Source organism: Staphylococcus sp. HMSC057A08, from assembly GCF_001812925.1.
In the GTDB taxonomy this organism is placed as follows: Bacteria; Bacillota; Bacilli; order Staphylococcales; family Staphylococcaceae; genus Staphylococcus; species Staphylococcus hominis.
This window is the reverse complement of the sequence record NZ_KV810867.1, coordinates 22,004-42,478: the sequence shown is the minus strand read 5'-3', so window position 1 is coordinate 42,478 and position 20,475 is coordinate 22,004. Positions and strand designations below refer to the sequence as shown.

Sequence of the window (20,475 nt, the reverse complement as noted above, 5' to 3'; positions counted from 1 at the left end):
AGTAGCGACTTTTTAGAACTCCCCATATTCTTAGATCCACTATATTATAAAACTATTTACATATATCATTAGATTGTACGTTAAAGTAATAATTTTATTCTTCTAATAAATTACTTATTTGATTTAATTTACGTTTTGTTTGTTAATTATTTTTAAAATTATCTTAAATTATTTTTTCCTTCTTATATTTCAGCGCCTATATGCTACTATAAACTTGTAAATTATTTTTAAAAGGAGGCTAACATGAAGAAATATTTTGTATCACTCTTATTGATTTTCTTTATTGCTTTTGGATTATTATCTTTAACATCATATGCAGCAGAAGTTCCCGATACCGCTTCAACTTTACAAAATGATGCGATATCTTCCCAATCTAAAGCAATGACATCTTCACCACAAGAGAAAACATCTCAAAATCATCAAACTACTTTTTCAGAAAAAACAACTTCTGAAAAAGCGACTACGGAAAATGTCTCAACTATTAAAACCTCTCAAGATAATGTATCAACACAAAATAAGACTCAAATAGTTGAGCAACATATTTCTTCACCACAGACGAACTCAACATCATCGACAACTGTAACATCTCAAACGTCATCTGAAGTACCTACTCAAGAAAAAGCATCACAAACAACTCAAACATCATCGGCACAACTTCAAACTTCAAAAGAAAATATTACTGCACCAAAAGCAATGTCTCAAAAGACATCATCAACCTCTTCTGTTCAAACATCTCGCCCATCAACTAATGTATCAACCCAAAAGGCTACACTAACACAAACATCAAAATCTCAAGATACGACAACATTAAATCATAAGAACATTACAACTCAAACTACTTCAAATACTAAAGCAACTACACCATCATCTACAACACACGCTATTTTACATACAAATGATATTCATGGTCGCTTTGTAGAAGAAGACGGAAGAGTGATTGGCATGGCTAAAGTAAAAGGTCTTAAAGATCAAATTCAACCTGATTTAGTATTAGATGCGGGAGACGCTTTCCAAGGACTGCCTGTTTCAAATAAATCAAAAGGTGAAGAAATGGCAAAAGCGATGAATAGTGTAGGTTACGATGCTATGACAATCGGTAACCATGAATTTGATTTTGGTTATGATCAGTTAATGAAATTGCAACAACAGCTTAATTTCCCAATGTTATCATCTAATATTTATAAAGATGGCCACCTTATATTTAAACCATCTACAATCATAACTAAAAATAATATACGTTATGGGGTTGTAGGTGTGACAACACCTGAAACTAAAACAAAAACCTCTCCAACAGCAGTTAATGATATTGAATTTAAAGATCCACTTCCCAGTGTGACACAAGCAATGAATGATATTAAAGATAATGTAGACGTTTTTGTTATTTTATCTCACTTAGGTGTCGATAAATCTACAAGAAATATATGGCGTAGTGATTATTTAATTGATCAATTAACACAATCAAAACTATTTTCACACCCCATTTTCGTCGTAGATGGACATTCACATACCGTAATCGAACATGGTAGAGACTACGGCGCAAATAATGTACTTACTCAAACAGGTACAGCACTTGCAAATGTTGGACGTATTGATTTCGATGTACATAATGGAACTATTAATAATGTAAATGCCTCACTGATTAATGTGGCAGATACTAAAGAAGTTCCAACTGACTCTCAAATTGAAGCTCAAACACGTCAAGCAAATAACGAATTTTTAAAAGAAACCTCAACTGTGATTATTCCAAATAATCCAGTGACGTTAAATGGCGAACGTGAACACGTACGTACACAAGAAACTAATTTAGGGAACCTTATTACAGATGCTATGGAGGCTTATGCTGAAAAGAATTTCTCACATCGACCTGACTTTGCAGTCACAAATGGTGGTGGTATTAGAGCTTCTATTCAAACAGGCCAAGTAACTGAAAATGATGTTATAACAGTATTACCTTTTGGAAATTTAATTTCTCAAATTGAAGTTAAAGGTTCTGACGTTAAACAAGCATTTGAACATAGTTTAAGTTCTACTACCGATATTCAAGATGGGAAAAAAGTTTTAGCCCCAAGTGGTGGCTTTTTACAAGTATCAAATTCAATTCGCGTATACTTTAATCTTGATAAAGAATCTGGCCAACGTGTCAGTGCCATTAAAATCTTAAACAAATCAACTGGTAAGTATGAAAATTTAGATTCTAATCGTACATATTATGTAACGACAAATGATTTTACAGCTCATCAAGGTGATGGTTATGATATGTTCGGTGGAAAACGTGAGGAAGGAATCTCTTTAGATGCTGTTGTTTCCCAATATATAAAAGAAGCTGATCTAAGTAGTTATGATACAGTGGATGCTGTACGAATCATCAATGGTCAACCTGAAATCGATGAACAAACTGATGATGCGACTACTACACAACCGCATGATCAAACGACATCATCTCAATCAAATACACACCTAGAAGGAGCACAACCAAAACATCCAGGTAAAGTCTCTCAACCTAATAAAAAAGATAATGATCACAAAGTAGTTGCCATTCATGAAAGTCCTCATCCTTGTATCAACCATCATAAATCAATAGCACCAAAACATCATTCAAATGATATGGCAAATACAAACCATAAACATCTTACTTCAACGCATACTCAACAATGTCATACTCATGCTATAGCAATTGATAAACACAAAAATTATACTGGTACGCATGCACACATCAATCACTATGATGTTGCTCATCACCCTATCAAAACAATGCTATCTTTAGAAAATAAGTTAACTCAAGAATCACAATATCATAACATTGCACATTTGATTGGACCTTATCAATATCAATCTAATCAAGAACTTACATCATCTAAAGCATGTCATACGAATAAAGGATCAAGAGCGTATACATTACCTCTAAAGCATGGTACGGATTCAAATACTCATCATGATTCTATACACGTAGTGACAATAAATGACTCAGAAGCAACATCAGAATTAACTGGATGTTATACAAATAAGCATCATGTACAACTTCCAAGCACAGGTAAAAAAGAGGCTAATTTAGAGCACGGTATTGCGATTTTATTAGTAACAACAGGTGCTGGATTGATATATCTTCGTCAACGTAAAAAATCAGCATAATATTTAAATAAAAATACCGTATCAGCTATATCTACGTTATCACTGATACGGTATCTATGTTTTATACAGTATAGGGTTAATTAGTTTGTTGAGCTTTTTTATAAAAGTATTGTGCCACTACTATATCTACAATAGCTAAACCTACTGATTTAAATACTGTCACTTCTTCTTCATCATCACGTCCAGATATTTTTCCACTTACGATATCTCCTAGTTCACCATGTAATGATCGCTCAGTAATGATGCCTTCTTCTAATGGTACTTTTAAATCACCTGTTTCTTCCATTGCTGCTTCTGTAGATTCAACAACTATTTTATTAGCAATCAACATCGTTTCTGAAGGGAGTTCTTGCATTTCAGGTTTAAATGAACCTACTGCATTTAAATGAACACCGGGATGTAATGAATGAGAATACACCGGTTTATTTGAATTTGTAGCTGTCACAACAATATCTGCGTTTTCCATGGCTTGATCTGCTTCATCGAAGACTTTTGTTGACACGTGATACGTTTGTTTCACAAATTCAGCCAATGTTTCAGCTTTAGCTCTTGTACGACTCGAGATATGAAGCATTTCAATATCTCTCACTGCTAATATTGCTGCAATGAGCCCCTCAGCTTGATCTCCAGCGCCAATCACACACAATGTTTTTGCATTTTCACGCGCTAAATATTTTGTAGCTACACCAGAAATGGCGCCTGTACGAATCTTAGTTAAATAACTACCATCAAGTACAGCAAGGGTTTCTCCTGTATCATAATCGCTCAGCAAGACTGATCCAGTAATTGTTTTTTTATCTAGTTTAGGATTATTAGGTGCGAAAGTGACTGTTTTAATACCGACAATATTTAATTCATCTGATAAAGCTGGCATCACTAAATATCTATTTTCTTTATTAAAAGGTAACACATAACGTAATGGCGTTTCAGTTTTTCCTTCTGAAAACACCTGTAACGCATGACCGACTTCTTCAATCACTTCTTTCATATCTAATAAGTTTTGTTGATCTTGTTCATTTAAAACGATCATTTCATAGACCTCCACTATTTGAATATTGTTAAATGATAGATTAGAAGTAACAATCATTCAATTTAATCATTATATATTCTAATCCACTGAATATTAATATTTTTTATAGATTTTATTAACTTATTATTGTGATGATATAAAATTGATGATGTCTTTATATTATAAATAAAAGGTACAGTTTATATAATAAAGTGCCTTGCGATTTCATAACAATATGAAACTATTCATAAACTTTTGACACCCATCACTTTTCTTATGAGAAAAGTGATTTTTTTATATCTTCCTATAAATGATTGCTATAATACCTTTGTTTCAATCTATAACACCTTCATTATAATAGGTAGCTTTATTATTTAAAAATACTTTTAAACTGTGATTATAGTATGTAAGATTTTGATCTGCTTCTTCGATGGTCATCCATTTTGTTTCTGAAATTTCATCTTTCATTTGTATATCTATGACTTCATTTTTAATTGTAGCTTTAAACATAATAAATAATGTGTGTACATTCATTTGAGTTGATTTACCTTCATTAATACTTACGATATCTCCAATCTTAGCATTAAGACCTGTTTCTTCCATTACTTCACGTTTCAAAGCTTCAATTAGCGTTTCTTCCTTTTCTACCTTTCCTCCTGGTAATGACCACCCCCCGCCATCTGTATTATTAACAAGTAATACTTTTCTTTCTTGATTTTGTATGAGCGCATATACGACTTTTAAATCTTTCACAGTTTCACCTTCCATCATTTGGAATTTCAAATCGACTTACTGGCTGGCCGTTTTTTTTAATGTACGAATTAATTTCATATCCTCCATGTTTTTTTATTACTTTTTGTGAAGCATAATTATAAGGATTACATGTCATCAATACTTTATGTATCCCCATTTTATTTAGTCTATTTAGTGCTTCTTCTAACATGCTTGAAGCATAACCATTTCCTCTGTATGGTTTGGCGACGCCATAACCTACATGTCCTCCAATGTTTTTTAATTTATCATTAAGTTCATGACGAATATTTACTGCACCAACAATATAATCATTTTTAAAATAAAATAATGTTGTAGAAGGAACGGTATTCATATTTACGGGTGGATGATTCAATTGTTCGACCATTTGTTGAAAAGATTGATAATGTGCGACATCGACATTAGATGGAACAATTTTCTCATTGTTGTCATACCAATATTGTAAATATCGAATTAAACTTTCTTTATCTTTATACTCTAGTTTTCTTAATTCAAGCATGTATACACCTCTTTTTTTACAATTAGTGTACCACTAAAAATGAAAAACAATCCATTTATACATTTAAACTAATAGATGACTCAAATTAATTAAATGTTTATTTAATACTATTTAACCTTTTCCAACTTTTTAATACTTTAAGTGCTTGATCTAACATTTTTTAGTGCGTGCGACATAATCACCTACGACATCGATAGCTTTAGATAATGTACCGATTTAAAAATCAATTTTGTCTTGTAAGTCTAAATGTTTTACTATTCCTGCACCTTTATCTATCACAAAACCATGTGTCTCATCATTTCTCTTTTATTATTGATTCATCATCATTTTATATTATAAGATAATTCATTCATTTAATACCTGGTAGTGTATCTTTTATTAAAATTATAATGAGTGACTACTGAGTTTAAGTAGAATTTGTTATACTAAAGTTCATAATAATTAGGAAGAAGTGGTCAATGTGTTTGATTGGTTTCAATTAGCCAGTGAAAAAGAAAATAGAATGATTCAAATGCGTCGTTATATGCATCAATATCCAGAGCCTTCATTTGAAGAAACGTGGACACATAACTACATTCTCAATCAGTTAAGTCATTTAGACTGTGAGATTGTGTCACCTGTAGGACGAAATGGTATCAAAGCAACTTTTAAAGGAAAAGAAAATGGCCCAACTATTGCATTTCGTGCAGACTTCGATGCATTACCAGTCCAAGAATTAAACGAAGTTCCATATAAATCTAAAAACGATGGTTTTATGCATGCATGTGGACACGATGGTCATACTGCTATTTTATTAGGTGTTGCTGAAATTGTTCACGAACATCGTCACTTATTAAAAGGAAATGTTGTATTTATTTTTCAATATGGTGAAGAGATTATGCCAGGTGGCTCTCAAGAAATGATTGATGATGGCTGTTTAAACGATGTTGATAAAATTTATGGTACTCATCTTTGGAGTGGTTATCCTACTGGTACAATTTATTCAAGACCAGGTGCAATCATGGCTTCTCCAGATGAATTCTCGATTACCATTAAAGGTAAAGGAGGTCATGGCGCTAAACCTCATGAAACAATTGATCCAATTGTAATTATGGCTGAGTTTATACTAAGTGCTCAAAAAATCATTTCTCGTACCATTGATCCTGTAAAAGAAGCAGTATTAACCTTTGGTATGGTACAAGCAGGTTCTTCTGATAGTGTTATTCCAGATTCAGCATTTTGTAAAGGGACCGTACGTACCTTTGATACAAAACTACAAGCTCATGTTCAAGAGAAAATGGATAAGTTATTACAAGGTCTTGCATTAGCGAATGATATCACTTATGACATGGAGTATATTAGAGGGTATTTACCAGTTCATAATCATGAAGCAGCTTATGAAATAGTTAAACAAGCGGCAAATGATTTACATTTACGTTTTAATAAATCAGAACTGATGATGATTGGTGAAGACTTTTCACACTATCTAAAAGTCCGACCTGGTGCATTTTTCTTAACTGGATGTGGCAATGCTGATAAAGGTATTACTGCCCCACATCACAATCCTCATTTTGATATTGATGAAGCAGCATTTAAATATGCTGCAAGTGAATTTCTTAAAATCTTAGAACTTGAAAGCGTTTTTTAATTCATTGTTAAATATGTATCGTAAATCTTAGAAAATAAACGATTGAACCAGCTCATAGATAGTATTTATCTATGAGCTGATTTATTAATATTTCTTACTAAATGAAAGCAAAGTGAACTTACGTCTTATTTTCAAATAAAAAAAGACCCCCACTAAGGGAGTCTTCCATATCAAATAATAAATTATTCGAAGATTTCAGTTACAACGCCTGATCCTACAGTACGTCCACCTTCACGGATTGAGAAACGAGTACCGTCTTCAATCGCGATAGGAGCGATTAATTCTACTGTCATTTCAACGTTGTCACCAGGCATTACCATTTCAGTACCTTCTGGTAAGTTAACAACACCAGTTACGTCAGTAGTACGGAAATAGAATTGTGGACGATAGTTAGAGAAGAATGGAGTATGACGTCCACCTTCATCTTTTGATAAAACGTATACGTCTGCTTTGAATTTTGTGTGAGGTGTAATTGAACCTGGAGCAGCTAATACTTGACCACGTTGTACATCTTCACGAGCAACACCACGTAATAAAGCACCGATGTTGTCACCAGCTTCAGCGTAGTCTAATAATTTACGGAACATTTCTACACCAGTAACAGTTGTTTTAGAAGTTTCTTTGATACCAATAATTTCAACTTCTTCACCAACTTTGATTTGACCACGTTCAACACGGCCTGTAGCAACAGTACCACGACCAGTGATTGAGAATACGTCCTCAACTGGCATCATGAATGGTTTATCAGAGTCACGTTCTGGAGTTGGAATATAATCATCAACTGCTTGCATTAATTCTAAGATTTTTTCTTCGTATTGAGCATCGCCTTCTAAAGCTTTTAAAGCTGAACCAGCGATTACAGGTACGTCGTCACCTGGGAAGTCGTATTCAGATAATAAGTCACGTACTTCCATTTCAACTAATTCTAATAATTCTTCATCGTCAACCATGTCAACTTTGTTTAAGAATACTACTAATGCTGGTACACCAACGTTACGTGATAAAAGAATGTGTTCACGAGTTTGTGGCATTGGACCATCAGCAGCAGATACTACTAAGATAGCGCCGTCCATTTGAGCAGCACCAGTGATCATGTTTTTAACATAGTCAGCGTGTCCTGGGCAGTCAACGTGAGCATAGTGACGTTTGTCAGTTTGATATTCGATGTGTGCAGTATTGATTGTAATACCACGTTCTTTTTCTTCTGGAGCGTTGTCAATCATGTCATATGATTGTGCTACAGTGTCACCATTTTTAGCTAATACAGTTGCGATAGCAGCTGTTAAAGTAGTTTTACCATGGTCAACGTGACCGATAGTACCAATATTGGCATGTTCTTTTGAGCGATCAAATTTTTCTTTTGCCATTATTAAATCTCTCCTATTCTAGTTAAGTTATTTCAATATTATCTCTCATGATAGTTACTCACTATCATGAGACATAATGATTGTTCTAAAAAGAATTCATAGTTCTTTTATAATGCATTTTGGATAAAAAATCAATTCATAAAGATGAATGCTTAATTAATAAGCTCAAGCTGTATTTTACCTAGATTTACTAGTTAAAACAAGTTATATTATTCACCTTTATTTTTTTTGATGATTTCTTCAGCAATTGATTTTGGAACTTCTGCATAATGGTCAAAGTACATAGTGTAAGTACCGCGACCTTGAGTGTTAGAACGTAATGAAGTTGCATAACCAAACATTTCTGAAAGTGGTACATAAGCGTTAACAACTTGTGCATTACCACGTGGTTCCATACCATCAACACGTCCACGACGAGCTGTTACGTCACCCATGATATCGCCCATGTATTCTTCAGGCATTTCGATTGTAACTTTCATCATTGGTTCTAAGATAACTGGATCACATTTTTTAGCAGCTTCTTTAAGTGCTAATGATGCAGCAATTTTGAAGGCCATTTCTGATGAATCGACATCATGGTATGAACCATCAAATAATTTAGCTTTAACATCAATTAATGGATAACCAGCTAATACACCGTTTTCCATAGCATCTTTAAGACCAGCTTCAACTGATGGAATGTATTCACGAGGAACTACACCACCAACGATAGCGTTTTCGAATTCGAACCCTGCGCCAGTTTCATTTGGAGTGAATTCAATATGAACATCACCATATTGTCCACGACCACCTGATTGACGAGAGAATTTACCTTGAACTTGAGCAGATTGTTTAAATGTTTCACGATATGAAACCATTGGTGCACCTACGTTACATTCAACGTTGAATTCTTTTTTCATACGGTCTACTAAGATATCTAAGTGTAACTCACCCATACCGCCGATAATAACTTGTCCAGTTTCTTCGTCAGTATGTGCATGGAAAGTAGGGTCTTCTTCTTGTAATTTAACTAAAGCTTGAGTCATTTTATCTTGGTCAGCTTTAGACTTAGGTTCTACTGATAAGTGAATAACTGGTTCTGGGAATTCCATTGATTCCAAGATAATGTCATTTTTCTCACCACATAAAGTGTCACCAGTACCTGTTTCTTTAAGACCTACAGCTGCAGCGATATCTCCTGAGTAAACAGTATCAATTTCTTGACGAGAGTTCGCATGCATTTGTAATAAACGACCTACACGTTCACGTTTGTTTTTTGTTGAGTTTTTAACGTATGAACCAGATGTTAACGTACCTGAATATACACGGAAGAAAGTTAACTTACCAACATAAGGGTCAGTCATAACTTTGAAAGCTAATGCTGCGAATTCGCCATTATCGTCAGCTTTTGCAATGACTTCTTCATCAGGATTTTCAGCACGATGACCTACGATAGGTTTAACATCTAATGGTGATGGTAAGTAATCAATTACTGCATTAAGCATTAATTGAACACCTTTGTTTTTGAATGCTGTACCACAAAGTACTGGGTAGAATTCTACGTCAGTAGTGGCTTGACGGATAGCATTTTTTAATTCAGCTACTGAAATTTCTTCGTCACCAAGATATTTTTCCATTAATTCGTCGCTAGTTTCTGCAACTGCTTCGATTAAATTAGAACGAGCTTCTTCTGCTCTTTCTTTGTGATCTTCAGGAATTTCAATTTCTTCAATTTCTGTACCTAAGTCATTTGTATATTTGAAACATTTCATTTCAACTAAGTCGATGATTGCTTCAAATTCATCTTCGGCACCAATTGGTAATTGGATAGGTGCTGCATTTGCTTGTAAGCGATCATGTAATGTACTTACTGAATACTCAAAGTTTGCACCAAGTTTATCCATTTTGTTAACGAATACAATACGAGGAACACCATAAGTAGTAGCTTGACGCCAAACAGTTTCAGTTTGAGGTTCTACACCTGATTGAGCATCAAGTACAGTAACCGCACCATCAAGTACACGTAATGAACGTTCAACTTCTACAGTGAAGTCTACGTGCCCTGGTGTATCGATAATGTTAACGCGGTGGCCTTGCCAAGAAGCTGTTGTTGCAGCTGATGTGATTGTAATACCACGATCTTGTTCTTGTTCCATCCAGTCCATTTGTGAAGCACCTTCATGTGTTTCACCAATTTTGTGGATACGACCTGTATAATAAAGAATACGTTCAGTCGTTGTAGTTTTACCAGCATCGATGTGAGCCATGATACCGATATTACGAGTGTTTTTCAAAGAAAAGTCTCTAGCCATTGTTTTTCTCCTTCCAGTTATTACTGAATAAGTACTATAGAATATGGCGATGCCCTAAGCATGAACCATTTTACTTGGTAAACCAATATGACGGAACACACTCAGGGTTAAAGCTTTAATCTTACCAACGATAGTGAGCGAATGCTTTGTTCGCTTCAGCCATTTTGTGAGTGTCCTCACGTTTTTTGACTGCACCACCTGTATTATTAGCAGCATCTAAGATTTCGTTAGCTAAACGATCTTCCATAGTTTTTTCACCACGAAGACGAGCGTAGTTTACTAACCAACGTAATCCTAAAGTCGTACGACGTTCTGGGCGCACCTCAACAGGTACTTGGTAGTTTGAACCACCTACACGACGCGCTTTTACTTCTAATACTGGCATAATGTTGTTAATAGCTTCTTCGAATACTTCTAAAGCATCACGACCACTGCGTTGTTCTACAAGGTCAAATGCAGAATAAAGAATTCTTTGTGCTGTTCCGCGTTTACCGTCTAACATAATTTTGTTAATTAATTTTGTAACTAACTTAGAGTTATGAATTGGATCTGGTAATACGTCTCTTTTAGGTACTGATCCTTTACGAGGCATTATAAAGTCCTCCCTTCCTATTATAATATATTCTTAAAAATTGATAGTAAAATTTACACAATCTTAAACTTAATTTTTAGGTTTTTTAGTTCCGTATAATGAACGTCCTTGTCTACGTCCATCTACACCTGAAGTATCAAGCGCACCACGTACAATATGGTAACGCACACCAGGTAGGTCTTTTACACGTCCACCACGTACAAGTACAACACTGTGTTCTTGTAAGTTATGGCCGATACCAGGAATGTATGCGTTGATTTCAATGTTGTTTGATAAACGCACACGCGCGTATTTACGTAACGCTGAGTTAGGTTTTTTAGGTGTCATTGTACCTACACGAGTACAAACACCACGTTTTTGAGGTGAGTTTAAGTGAGTAAATTGTTTCTTTTTACTATTGAAACCTCTGTTTAACGCTGGTGAATCTGATTTTTTAGATTTACTTTGTCTAGGTTTACGTACTAATTGGTTAATAGTTGGCATTGAATGTCCTCCTCTCTTCATTTTTTAATTCCACACATCCAGGTGGTTCATTTTTAGGTTAAATAAAATTTAGTAAGTGTAAAAACTTACTAATTCTCATTCAATAACGCAACAATTGTCGCATTAACATTAATACCTACTGCTTTTCCTAAAGCCGATTTGCTTTCGAAATAAGTAATCGGTATGCTTTTATGATTGATTTGGCTAAATACTTGAGCTAATAAATATATCTCAACATCTTTAGCAATAATCAATGATGTAACTTGATCTTTTTTCAACGCTTTTAACGTTTGTTTAAGACCAACTACAAAATGTTGTTTGTTAAAGCGTGCAACTTTTTCATTAGACATTAAATATCCTCCAAAGTTCTGCTTGCATCAACCTTTACAATAATAACACTTTATATAATAATTAGTCAACATTTTTTATCATTTTCTGTAAATATTAAAAGAAAAGAACTTGGAACAAATTAAAGTTCCAAGTTACTTTCACATTAATTACTCAGTCACTTCTGCTTCGTCAGTTTCAGCAACTGGAGTACCCACTTTATCGTATTTAACGTCACTATAACGTCTCATACCTGTACCAGCTGGGATAAGTTTACCAATAATAACATTCTCTTTAAGTCCAAGTAAGTCATCGCGTTTACCTTTAATAGCAGCATCAGTAAGTACACGAGTAGTTTCTTGGAAAGAAGCCGCAGATAAGAAGCTTTCTGTTTCAAGAGATGCTTTAGTAATACCAAGTAATACTGGTTTTGCAGTAGCTGGGCGTTTACGTTCTTTAAACGCTTCTCTATTAGCATCAGTAAAGTTATGAATATCTACTAATGAACCTGGTAGAAGTTTAGTATCACCAGCTTCAATAATTCTTACTTTACGTAACATTTGTCTAACCATTACTTCAACGTGTTTATCGTCAATTTCTACACCTTGCATACGATAAACTTTTTGCACTTCTTTAAGTAAGTAGCTTTCAGTCGCGTTTAAACCAGCAACAGCTAAGAAGTTCTTAGGTTCAATAGAACCTTCAGTTAATACTTCTCCACGTTCTACTGATTGGCCAACTTCTACTTTAATTCTTGAAGTACCTGAAGCAAGATAAGATCTTGTTTCATTAGCGCCTTTAATCACAATTTCTTGTTGGCGATCTTTTGCTAATTTAATATCTTCAACGACACCTTCGATTTCAGTAATTACCGCTTGACCTTTAGGGTTACGTGCTTCAAAGATCTCTTGGATACGAGGAAGACCTTGAGTGATATCGCTTCCTGCTACCCCACCTGTATGGAAAGTACGCATTGTAAGTTGAGTACCAGGCTCACCAATTGATTGAGCGGCAATAGTACCAACTGCTTCACCTACTTCAACTTTTTCACCTGTAGCAAGGTTTTTACCGTAACATTTTTCACATACACCATGACGAGTATTACATGTAAATGCTGAACGGATATACATTTTTTCAATACCTGCATCTGTAATTTTCTTAGCAATTTCAGGTGTGATTAATTCATCAGGACGAATAATGATTTCATTCGTTTCAGGATGACGAATTGTTTCTTTAGAATAACGTCCTTCAATACGTTCGACAAATGGTTCAATCATTTCTGTACCTTCTTTAATATCAGAAACTAATAAACCACGGTCCGTACCACAATCTTCTTCACGAACGATAACATCTTGTGCAACGTCAACAAGACGACGAGTAAGATAACCTGAATCAGCTGTTTTAAGTGCTGTATCGGCAAGACCTTTACGCGCACCATGCGTTGAGATGAAGTATTCTAATACTGTTAAACCTTCACGGAATGATGAAGTAATTGGTAACTCAATAATTTTACCTGATGGCGCAGCCATTAACCCACGCATACCGGCTAATTGTGTGAAGTTAGATGCGTTACCACGGGCACCTGAGTCACTCATCATAAAGATTGGGTTTGTTTTTTCAAGTGATTGCATTAATTCGCCTTGAATTTGATCTTTAGCATCTGTCCAAATTTCAACAACTGCGTTGTAACGTTCATCTTCAGTGATTAAACCACGATTAAATTGTTTAGATACACGTTCTACTAATTTTTCATGTTCATCTAAAATTTGTTGTTTATCTGGAAGTACTACGATATCAGATACACCAACTGTGATACCAGCTTTAGATGAGAATTTGAATCCTAAATCTTTCATACGGTCAAGCATCATTGATGTATCTGTGATGCTAAATCTGTTAAATACTTCAGCAATAATATTACCTAAGAATTTTTTGTTGAAAGGTGCAGTAAGTTCTTGCTCTTCGAAGTAAGCTTTAAGACCACCTTCACCTAATTGTGTTGGATCAACAAAATATTTATCAGGTGTTTTATCTTCTAAGTTTTCTTGAGTAGGTTCATTAATATATGCAAATGAATCTGGAATGATTTCATTAAAGATCACTTTACCTACAGAAGTAGCTAAAATTTTATTATTTTGTTCTTCTGTAAATGTAGGATTATTAAGTGAACGTGCATGTAAACCTATACGAGTGTGTAGATGCACATAACCATTTGCATATGCTTTAAGTACTTCATTTGTATCATTAAAGATTATACCAGTATTTACAGCATCTTTACGTTCTAAAGTTAAGTAATAGTTACCTAATACCATATCTTGTGATGGTGTAACAACTGGTTTACCATCTTTAGGGTTCAAGATATTTTGTGCTGCTAACATTAACATACGTGCTTCAGCTTGTGCTTCTTTAGATAATGGTACGTGTACCGCCATTTGGTCACCATCAAAGTCAGCGTTATAAGCTGTTGTTACAAGTGGATGTAAACGGATTGCACGTCCTTCTACTAAAGTAGGCTCGAAAGCTTGAATACCTAATCTGTGAAGCGTTGGGGCACGGTTAAGTAATACTGGGTGTTCTTTAATGACATCTTCTAATACATCCCATACTTCATCATCCATGCGTTCAATTTTACTTTTCGCATTTTTAATGTTTGTTGCAATTTCACGTTGCACTAATTCTTTCATTACGAAAGGTTTAAATAATTCAAGTGCCATTTCTTTTGGAAGACCACATTGATACATTTTTAAGTTTGGTCCTACCGCGATAACTGAACGGCCTGAGTAGTCAACACGTTTACCAAGTAAGTTTTGACGGAAACGACCTTGTTTACCTTTTAACATATGTGATAAAGATTTCAATGGTCTATTACCTGGACCAGTTACTGGACGACCACGACGACCATTATCGATTAATGCATCTACTGCTTCTTGTAACATACGTTTTTCGTTTTGCACGATGATACCAGGAGCACCAAGATCTAATAAACGTTTCAAACGATTATTACGGTTGATAACACGACGATATAAATCATTTAAGTCACTTGTTGCAAAACGTCCACCATCTAATTGAACCATAGGACGAATTTCTGGTGGAATAATTGGTAGTACATCTAAAATCATCCATGAAGGATTATTTCCAGAATTTCTAAATGATTCCACAACTTCTAAACGTTTAATTGCACGTGTTAATCTTTGTCCAGTTGCTGATTCTAATTCATCACGTAATGCTTTTAATTCTTCATCTAAGTCAATTTCTTCTAATAGGTCTTTAATACCTTCTGCACCCATTTTTGCTACAAATTGACCTGGGTATTTATCATAATATTCTCTGAATTCAGCTTCAGATAATAATGATTTTTTCTCTAATCCAGTTGGACCTGGATCTACAACCACATAAGAAGCAAAATAAATAACTTCTTCTAATGATCTTGGAGACATATCTAATAAAAGACCCATGCGACTTGGAATACCTTTAAAGTACCAAATGTGAGAAACAGGTGCTGCTAATTCAATATGCCCCATTCTTTCACGACGAACTTTAGATTTTGTGACTTCTACACCACAACGGTCACAAACCATGCCTTTGTAGCGTACACGTTTGTACTTACCACAACTACACTCCCAGTCTTTTGTAGGTCCAAAAATTCTTTCACAGAAAAGACCATCTTTCTCAGGTTTCAAAGTACGATAGTTTATTGTTTCTGGTTTTTTCACTTCACCATATGACCAAGAACGGATTTTTTCAGGTGAGGCTAAACCGATTTTCATATAATGGAAATTATTTACATCAATCAAGGAGCCTACCTCCTTCAATTTAGATTAGCTGTGCTATTTGATTGATTTACATTTACTGAAACTGACATCACATACATAAGATGCACATCAGTGCGCAATCTAAATCTTGATGAGATTAAAATTACGCAACTCATGTTGATTCATCTTAAATCTATAATTTTATTATTCGTTAGTTTCTTTTTGAGTTTCTGGAACATCTTTTTGTTGTAAATCTACTTTGCGCTCAGTTGCATCTTCATCATCAACATCGGCCATTTCGATTTCATTATCATGTTCATCCATAACTTTTACATCTAAACCTAAACTTTGTAATTCTTTCATCAATACTCGGAATGATTCAGGAACACTTGGTCTTGAAATGTTTTCACCTTTAACGATAGATTCGTATGTTTTAACACGACCTACAGTATCGTCAGATTTATAAGTTAAGATTTCTTGTAATGTGTATGCTGCACCATAAGCTTCAAGTGCCCATACCTCCATCTCACCGAAACGTTGTCCACCGAATTGTGCTTTACCACCAAGTGGTTGTTGTGTAACAAGTGAGTAAGGTCCAGTTGAACGTGCATGCAATTTATCGTCAACCATGTGAGCAAGTTTAAGCATATACATTACTCCAACAGAAATACGATTATCAAATGGTTCACCAGTACGTCCATCATATAATACTGTTTTACCATCACGTGCCATACCAGCCTCTTCGATTGTAGACCATACATCATCGTCGTTTGCACCATCGAATACTGGAGAAGCAACATGAATACCTAAGTTTTTAGCAGCCATACCTAAATGTAACTCTAAAACTTGTCCAATGTTCATACGTGATGGTACACCTAGTGGGTTTAACATGATATCGATTGGACGTCCGTCTGGTAAGTAAGGCATATCTTCTTCAGGAACAATCTTAGAGATAACCCCTTTGTTACCATGACGACCACACATTTTGTCCCCAACATGGATTTTACGTTTTTGAACGATATATACACGAACAAGTTGGTTCACACCTGGTGATAACGTATCATCGCCTTCTTCACGATTAAATACTTTAACGTCTAGAACGATACCACCTGCACCATGTGGGACACGTAATGAAGTATCACGAACTTCTCTTGCTTTTTCACCAAAGATGGCGTGTAATAATCGTTCTTCTGCAGTTAATTCTGTGACACCTTTTGGCGTTACTTTACCAACTAAGATATCTCCATCTTTAACTTCTGCACCGACGTATATAATACCACGATCGTCTAAGTTTTTAAGTGCATTTTCAGAAACGTTAGGAATATCACGTGTAATTTCTTCAGGCCCTAATTTAGTATCACGTGCTTCAGATTCGTATTCTTCAATATGAATTGAAGTATATACATCGTCTTTAACTAATCGTTCACTCATGATAACGGCATCCTCATAGTTATATCCGTCCCAAGTCATGAAACCTACAACGACGTTACGACCTAATGCCATTTCTCCTAATTCCATTGAAGGACCATCAGCTAAAATTTCATTGTATTCTACAACGTCACCTACAGAAACGATTGGACGTTGGTTATAACAAGTACCAGAGTTTGAACGTTTAAATTTAGCTAATGGGTAACGATCTAATTCGCCTTCATGTTCAGTTCCATTTTCCTCAACTAAACGACGAACTAAGATTTCATTAGATTCAACGTGTTCAACACGACCTCTATGTTTTGCAGTAATTGCTGCACCAGAGTCACGAGCTGCCACATGTTCCATACCTGTACCCACAAATGGAGCTTCAGGATTCATCAATGGTACTGCTTGACGTTGCATGTTCGCACCCATTAACGCACGGTTAGAGTCATCGTTTTCAAGGAATGGAATACAAGCTGTCGCTGCTGATACTACTTGTTTAGGAGATACATCCATGTAGTCCATTTTTTCTTTTGCCATAACAGTGTTGTTACCACGGAAACGACATACCACTTCATCATCTAGGAAACGACCATTTTCATCTAAACGAGAATTGGCTTGTGCAACTACATAGCTATCTTCTTCATCAGCAGTTAAATAATCAATTTGATCAGTAATTGAATTGGTATCAATATCTACTTTACGATATGGTGTTTCGATAAAACCAAATTCATTTACACGTGCATAACTAGATAATGAGTTAATTAAACCAATGTTTGGTCCCTCTGGTGTTTCAATTGGACACATACGACCATAGTGAGAATAGTGTACGTCACGAACTTCCATTTGTGCACGTTCACGTGTTAAACCACCAGGTCCTAAAGCAGAAAGACGACGTTTATGTGTTAACTCTGCTAATGGGTTAGCTTGGTCCATGAATTGAGACAATTGAGAACTACCAAAGAATTCTTTAATTGAAGCAATTACAGGTCTAATATTAATTAATTGTTGTGGTGTAATTGAATCAGTATCTTGAATAGACATTCTTTCGCGAACGACACGTTCCATTCTAGATAAACCAATTCGGAATTGGTTTTGTAACAGTTCACCTACTGAACGTAAACGACGATTACCTAAATGGTCAATATCATCTGTATAACCAATACCATTCAATAAGTTAAAGAAATAACTCATTGAGGCAATAATATCTGCTGGTGTAATACATTTCACTTCTGAATCAGGTAATGCATTACCAATCACTGTTGTAGTGCGTTCTTCTTCATCATTTGGAACATACACTTTAATTGATTGAATTTCTACAGGTTCATCAATAACGCTACCTTCTAATTCGAACACTTCACTGTTTGCATTTGACTCTAAAACATTCATAATTTCGTCTAATTTACGACGATCTAAAACTGTTCCTTCTTCAGCAACAATTTCACCTGTTTCGCTGTCAACGATTGGTTCCGCTAATTTTTGGTTAAATAAACGATGTTTTAAGTGTAACTTTTTATTTGTTTTATAGCGACCAACACTTGCTAAATCATAGCGTTTAGGGTCGAAGAAACGTGAATATAATAAGCTTTTTGCGTTTTCAACTGTTGGTGGTTCACCAGGACGTAAACGTTCATAGATTTCTAATAAAGCTTGTTCAGTATTTTCAGTACTATCTTTTTCAAGCGTATTACGTAAGTATTCACTGTCTCCTAGTAAATCGATAATTTCTTGATCACTAGAGAATCCTAAAGCACGTAATAATACTGTTAAAGGTAATTTACGTGTTCTATCAATTCGAACGTAAACGATGTCTTTAGCATCTGTTTCATATTCTAACCACGCACCACGGTTTGGAATAATCGTTGCGTCGTAATTTTCACGTCCATTTTTATCTATTTTTTCATTAAAATACACTGATGGTGAACGTACTAATTGTGAAACGATAACACGTTCTGCACCATTAATTACAAACGTACCAGTATCTGTCATCAATGGGAAGTCACCCATGAAAACTTCTTGTTCTTTAACTTCACCAGTTTCTTTGATAATGAGACGTACTTTAACACGAAGAGGTGCAGCATAAGTAGCGTCACGGTTTTTTGATTCTTCTAAATCATATTTTGGTTCACCTAATCTATAATCCACAAATTCTAAAGATAGGTTTCCAGTGAAATCTTCAATTGGTGAAATATCACGGAACATTTCTAATAAACCTTCTTTTAAGAACCAGTCATAAGATTTAGTTTGAATTTCTATTAAGTTAGGTAATTCTAATACTTCTGAAATTCTCGCATAATTTCTACGTTTACGATGTCTTCCATATTGGACAACTTGACCTGCCAAACAGATTCACCCCTCAAATATTGTGTTGAACTTATACACAAAATTTCACATAACAAGACAAAAAGAAAACGGCAACACAATTGATGACACCATTTTCGATTCTTTTCTTATTCTTGTTTATCGTGCTCATTTTGCGTAAAAGTACACACTTGTTGAACATAAATTTTTACATTTTATAACTATATCAGAATACCATTTTGAAATCAACCTTTTTGGCTCTTCAGTATATAGTACCCTTTACTTTTGTTCACAGTTTCTACATTATTAAATATTTCTTCCATTTTCTTTTTAGCAGAAGGCATACCTTGCTTTTTCTGAATGACAACATAGAGTTCACCTTGATTTTTTAGCTTTTGATATGCTTCTTCAAAGATTCGATGAACAACATTTTTCCCAGCTCTAATTGGTGGATTTGTTAATACAAAGTCAAAGTACTCATTCTCAACTTGTGACAGACCATCACTTTCTGTAATGATAACATTATCAATTTGATTTTGCTTTTTGTTCTTTTCAGCTAAATGTAAAGCTCGATGATTCACATCCACCATAGTCATTTGATGGTGTGGTGACACTTTAGCAATCATTAAACCAATTGGACCATAACCACAGCCAACATCAATGATACGTTTACTTGGACCTGGTGGATGTTCATTTAAAAACGTTTGTACTAATAAATCAGACCCAAAGTCTACTTTTCCTTTTGAAAAAACGCCCGCATCTGTCGTTAGTTTTAACTGAGATTTATGATAAAAGTATTGAATTGTTTTTTCATCACTTTGTACTTCAGGATTTTCATCATAATAGTGACTCATGATTTCACCTCTTTATTCGTTCATCTATTTGATTAGAAAATGAATTAAAACCCCGTTATCAAC

Annotated in this window: 13 protein-coding genes and 1 pseudogene; 2 read left to right on the top strand and 12 right to left on the bottom strand. The window is 34.8% G+C overall.

The features are described 5' to 3' along the window. Positions 1 to 243: 243 nt before the first annotated feature. Entirely contained in the window at positions 244 to 3,129 is a 2,886-nt protein-coding gene (locus tag HMPREF2881_RS10015) for a 5'-nucleotidase C-terminal domain-containing protein (RefSeq protein WP_070653742.1), read from the top strand. A gap of 76 nt (positions 3,130 to 3,205) precedes the next feature. On the opposite strand, the gene HMPREF2881_RS10010 is transcribed toward HMPREF2881_RS10015, so the two are convergent. From HMPREF2881_RS10010 to HMPREF2881_RS12090, 4 genes and pseudogenes are all read right to left on the bottom strand, one after another. Next, positions 3,206 to 4,159, bottom strand: coding sequence for an ornithine cyclodeaminase family protein (locus tag HMPREF2881_RS10010; protein WP_002488405.1), 954 nt, complete (start codon positions 4,157 to 4,159; stop codon positions 3,206 to 3,208). A gap of 312 nt (positions 4,160 to 4,471) precedes the next feature. Continuing rightward, on the bottom strand, positions 4,472 to 4,891 hold the full coding sequence (locus HMPREF2881_RS10005; protein WP_002455746.1) for an NUDIX hydrolase: 420 nt from the start codon (positions 4,889 to 4,891) through the stop codon (positions 4,472 to 4,474). A 4-nt stretch (positions 4,892 to 4,895) separates the two neighbouring features. Further along, positions 4,896 to 5,408 (bottom strand): GNAT family N-acetyltransferase, encoded by a 513-nt coding sequence (locus HMPREF2881_RS10000; protein ID WP_002488410.1) that lies wholly within the window; start codon positions 5,406 to 5,408, stop codon positions 4,896 to 4,898. Positions 5,409 to 5,564: 156 nt separating this feature from the next. Beyond that, positions 5,565 to 5,705: pseudogene (locus tag HMPREF2881_RS12090) on the bottom strand (8-amino-7-oxononanoate synthase); the annotation flags it as partial. Positions 5,706 to 5,868: 163 nt separating this feature from the next. Here HMPREF2881_RS12090 and HMPREF2881_RS09995 point away from each other — a divergent pair. Beyond that, positions 5,869 to 7,035, top strand: a complete 1,167-nt coding sequence (locus tag HMPREF2881_RS09995; RefSeq protein WP_002488397.1) for a M20 family metallopeptidase — start codon at positions 5,869 to 5,871, stop codon at positions 7,033 to 7,035. A gap of 182 nt (positions 7,036 to 7,217) precedes the next feature. On the opposite strand, the gene tuf is transcribed toward HMPREF2881_RS09995, so the two are convergent. From tuf to HMPREF2881_RS09955, 8 genes are all read right to left on the bottom strand, one after another. Further along, positions 7,218 to 8,402 (bottom strand): elongation factor Tu, encoded by a 1,185-nt coding sequence (gene tuf / locus HMPREF2881_RS09990; RefSeq protein WP_002449023.1) that lies wholly within the window; start codon positions 8,400 to 8,402, stop codon positions 7,218 to 7,220. 209 nt (positions 8,403 to 8,611) lie between these two features. Next, positions 8,612 to 10,693, bottom strand: coding sequence for an elongation factor G (gene fusA, locus HMPREF2881_RS09985; protein WP_002455750.1), 2,082 nt, complete (start codon positions 10,691 to 10,693; stop codon positions 8,612 to 8,614). 121 nt (positions 10,694 to 10,814) lie between these two features. Beyond that, the gene (rpsG, locus tag HMPREF2881_RS09980) at positions 10,815 to 11,285 is read right to left on the bottom strand and encodes a 30S ribosomal protein S7 (protein ID WP_001137495.1); all 471 of its coding nucleotides are present in this window, start codon (positions 11,283 to 11,285) and stop codon (positions 10,815 to 10,817) included. Positions 11,286 to 11,354: 69 nt separating this feature from the next. After that, positions 11,355 to 11,768: a 30S ribosomal protein S12 gene (rpsL, locus tag HMPREF2881_RS09975; protein ID WP_002449050.1), complete on the bottom strand. Its 414-nt coding sequence runs from the start codon at positions 11,766 to 11,768 to the stop codon at positions 11,355 to 11,357. Between the two features lie 89 nt (positions 11,769 to 11,857). After that, complete coding sequence (locus HMPREF2881_RS09970; RefSeq protein WP_002449063.1) at positions 11,858 to 12,118, bottom strand: ribosomal L7Ae/L30e/S12e/Gadd45 family protein; 261 nt, start codon at positions 12,116 to 12,118, stop codon at positions 11,858 to 11,860. A gap of 147 nt (positions 12,119 to 12,265) precedes the next feature. Beyond that, positions 12,266 to 15,859, bottom strand: a complete 3,594-nt coding sequence (rpoC, locus tag HMPREF2881_RS09965) for a DNA-directed RNA polymerase subunit beta' (protein ID WP_176662094.1) — start codon at positions 15,857 to 15,859, stop codon at positions 12,266 to 12,268. Between the two features lie 189 nt (positions 15,860 to 16,048). Continuing rightward, positions 16,049 to 19,600, bottom strand: a complete 3,552-nt coding sequence (gene rpoB, locus HMPREF2881_RS09960; RefSeq protein WP_002449020.1) for a DNA-directed RNA polymerase subunit beta — start codon at positions 19,598 to 19,600, stop codon at positions 16,049 to 16,051. Between the two features lie 203 nt (positions 19,601 to 19,803). Continuing rightward, on the bottom strand, positions 19,804 to 20,412 hold the full coding sequence (locus HMPREF2881_RS09955; protein ID WP_002449036.1) for a class I SAM-dependent methyltransferase: 609 nt from the start codon (positions 20,410 to 20,412) through the stop codon (positions 19,804 to 19,806). Between the last annotated feature and the right edge of the window lie 63 nt (positions 20,413 to 20,475).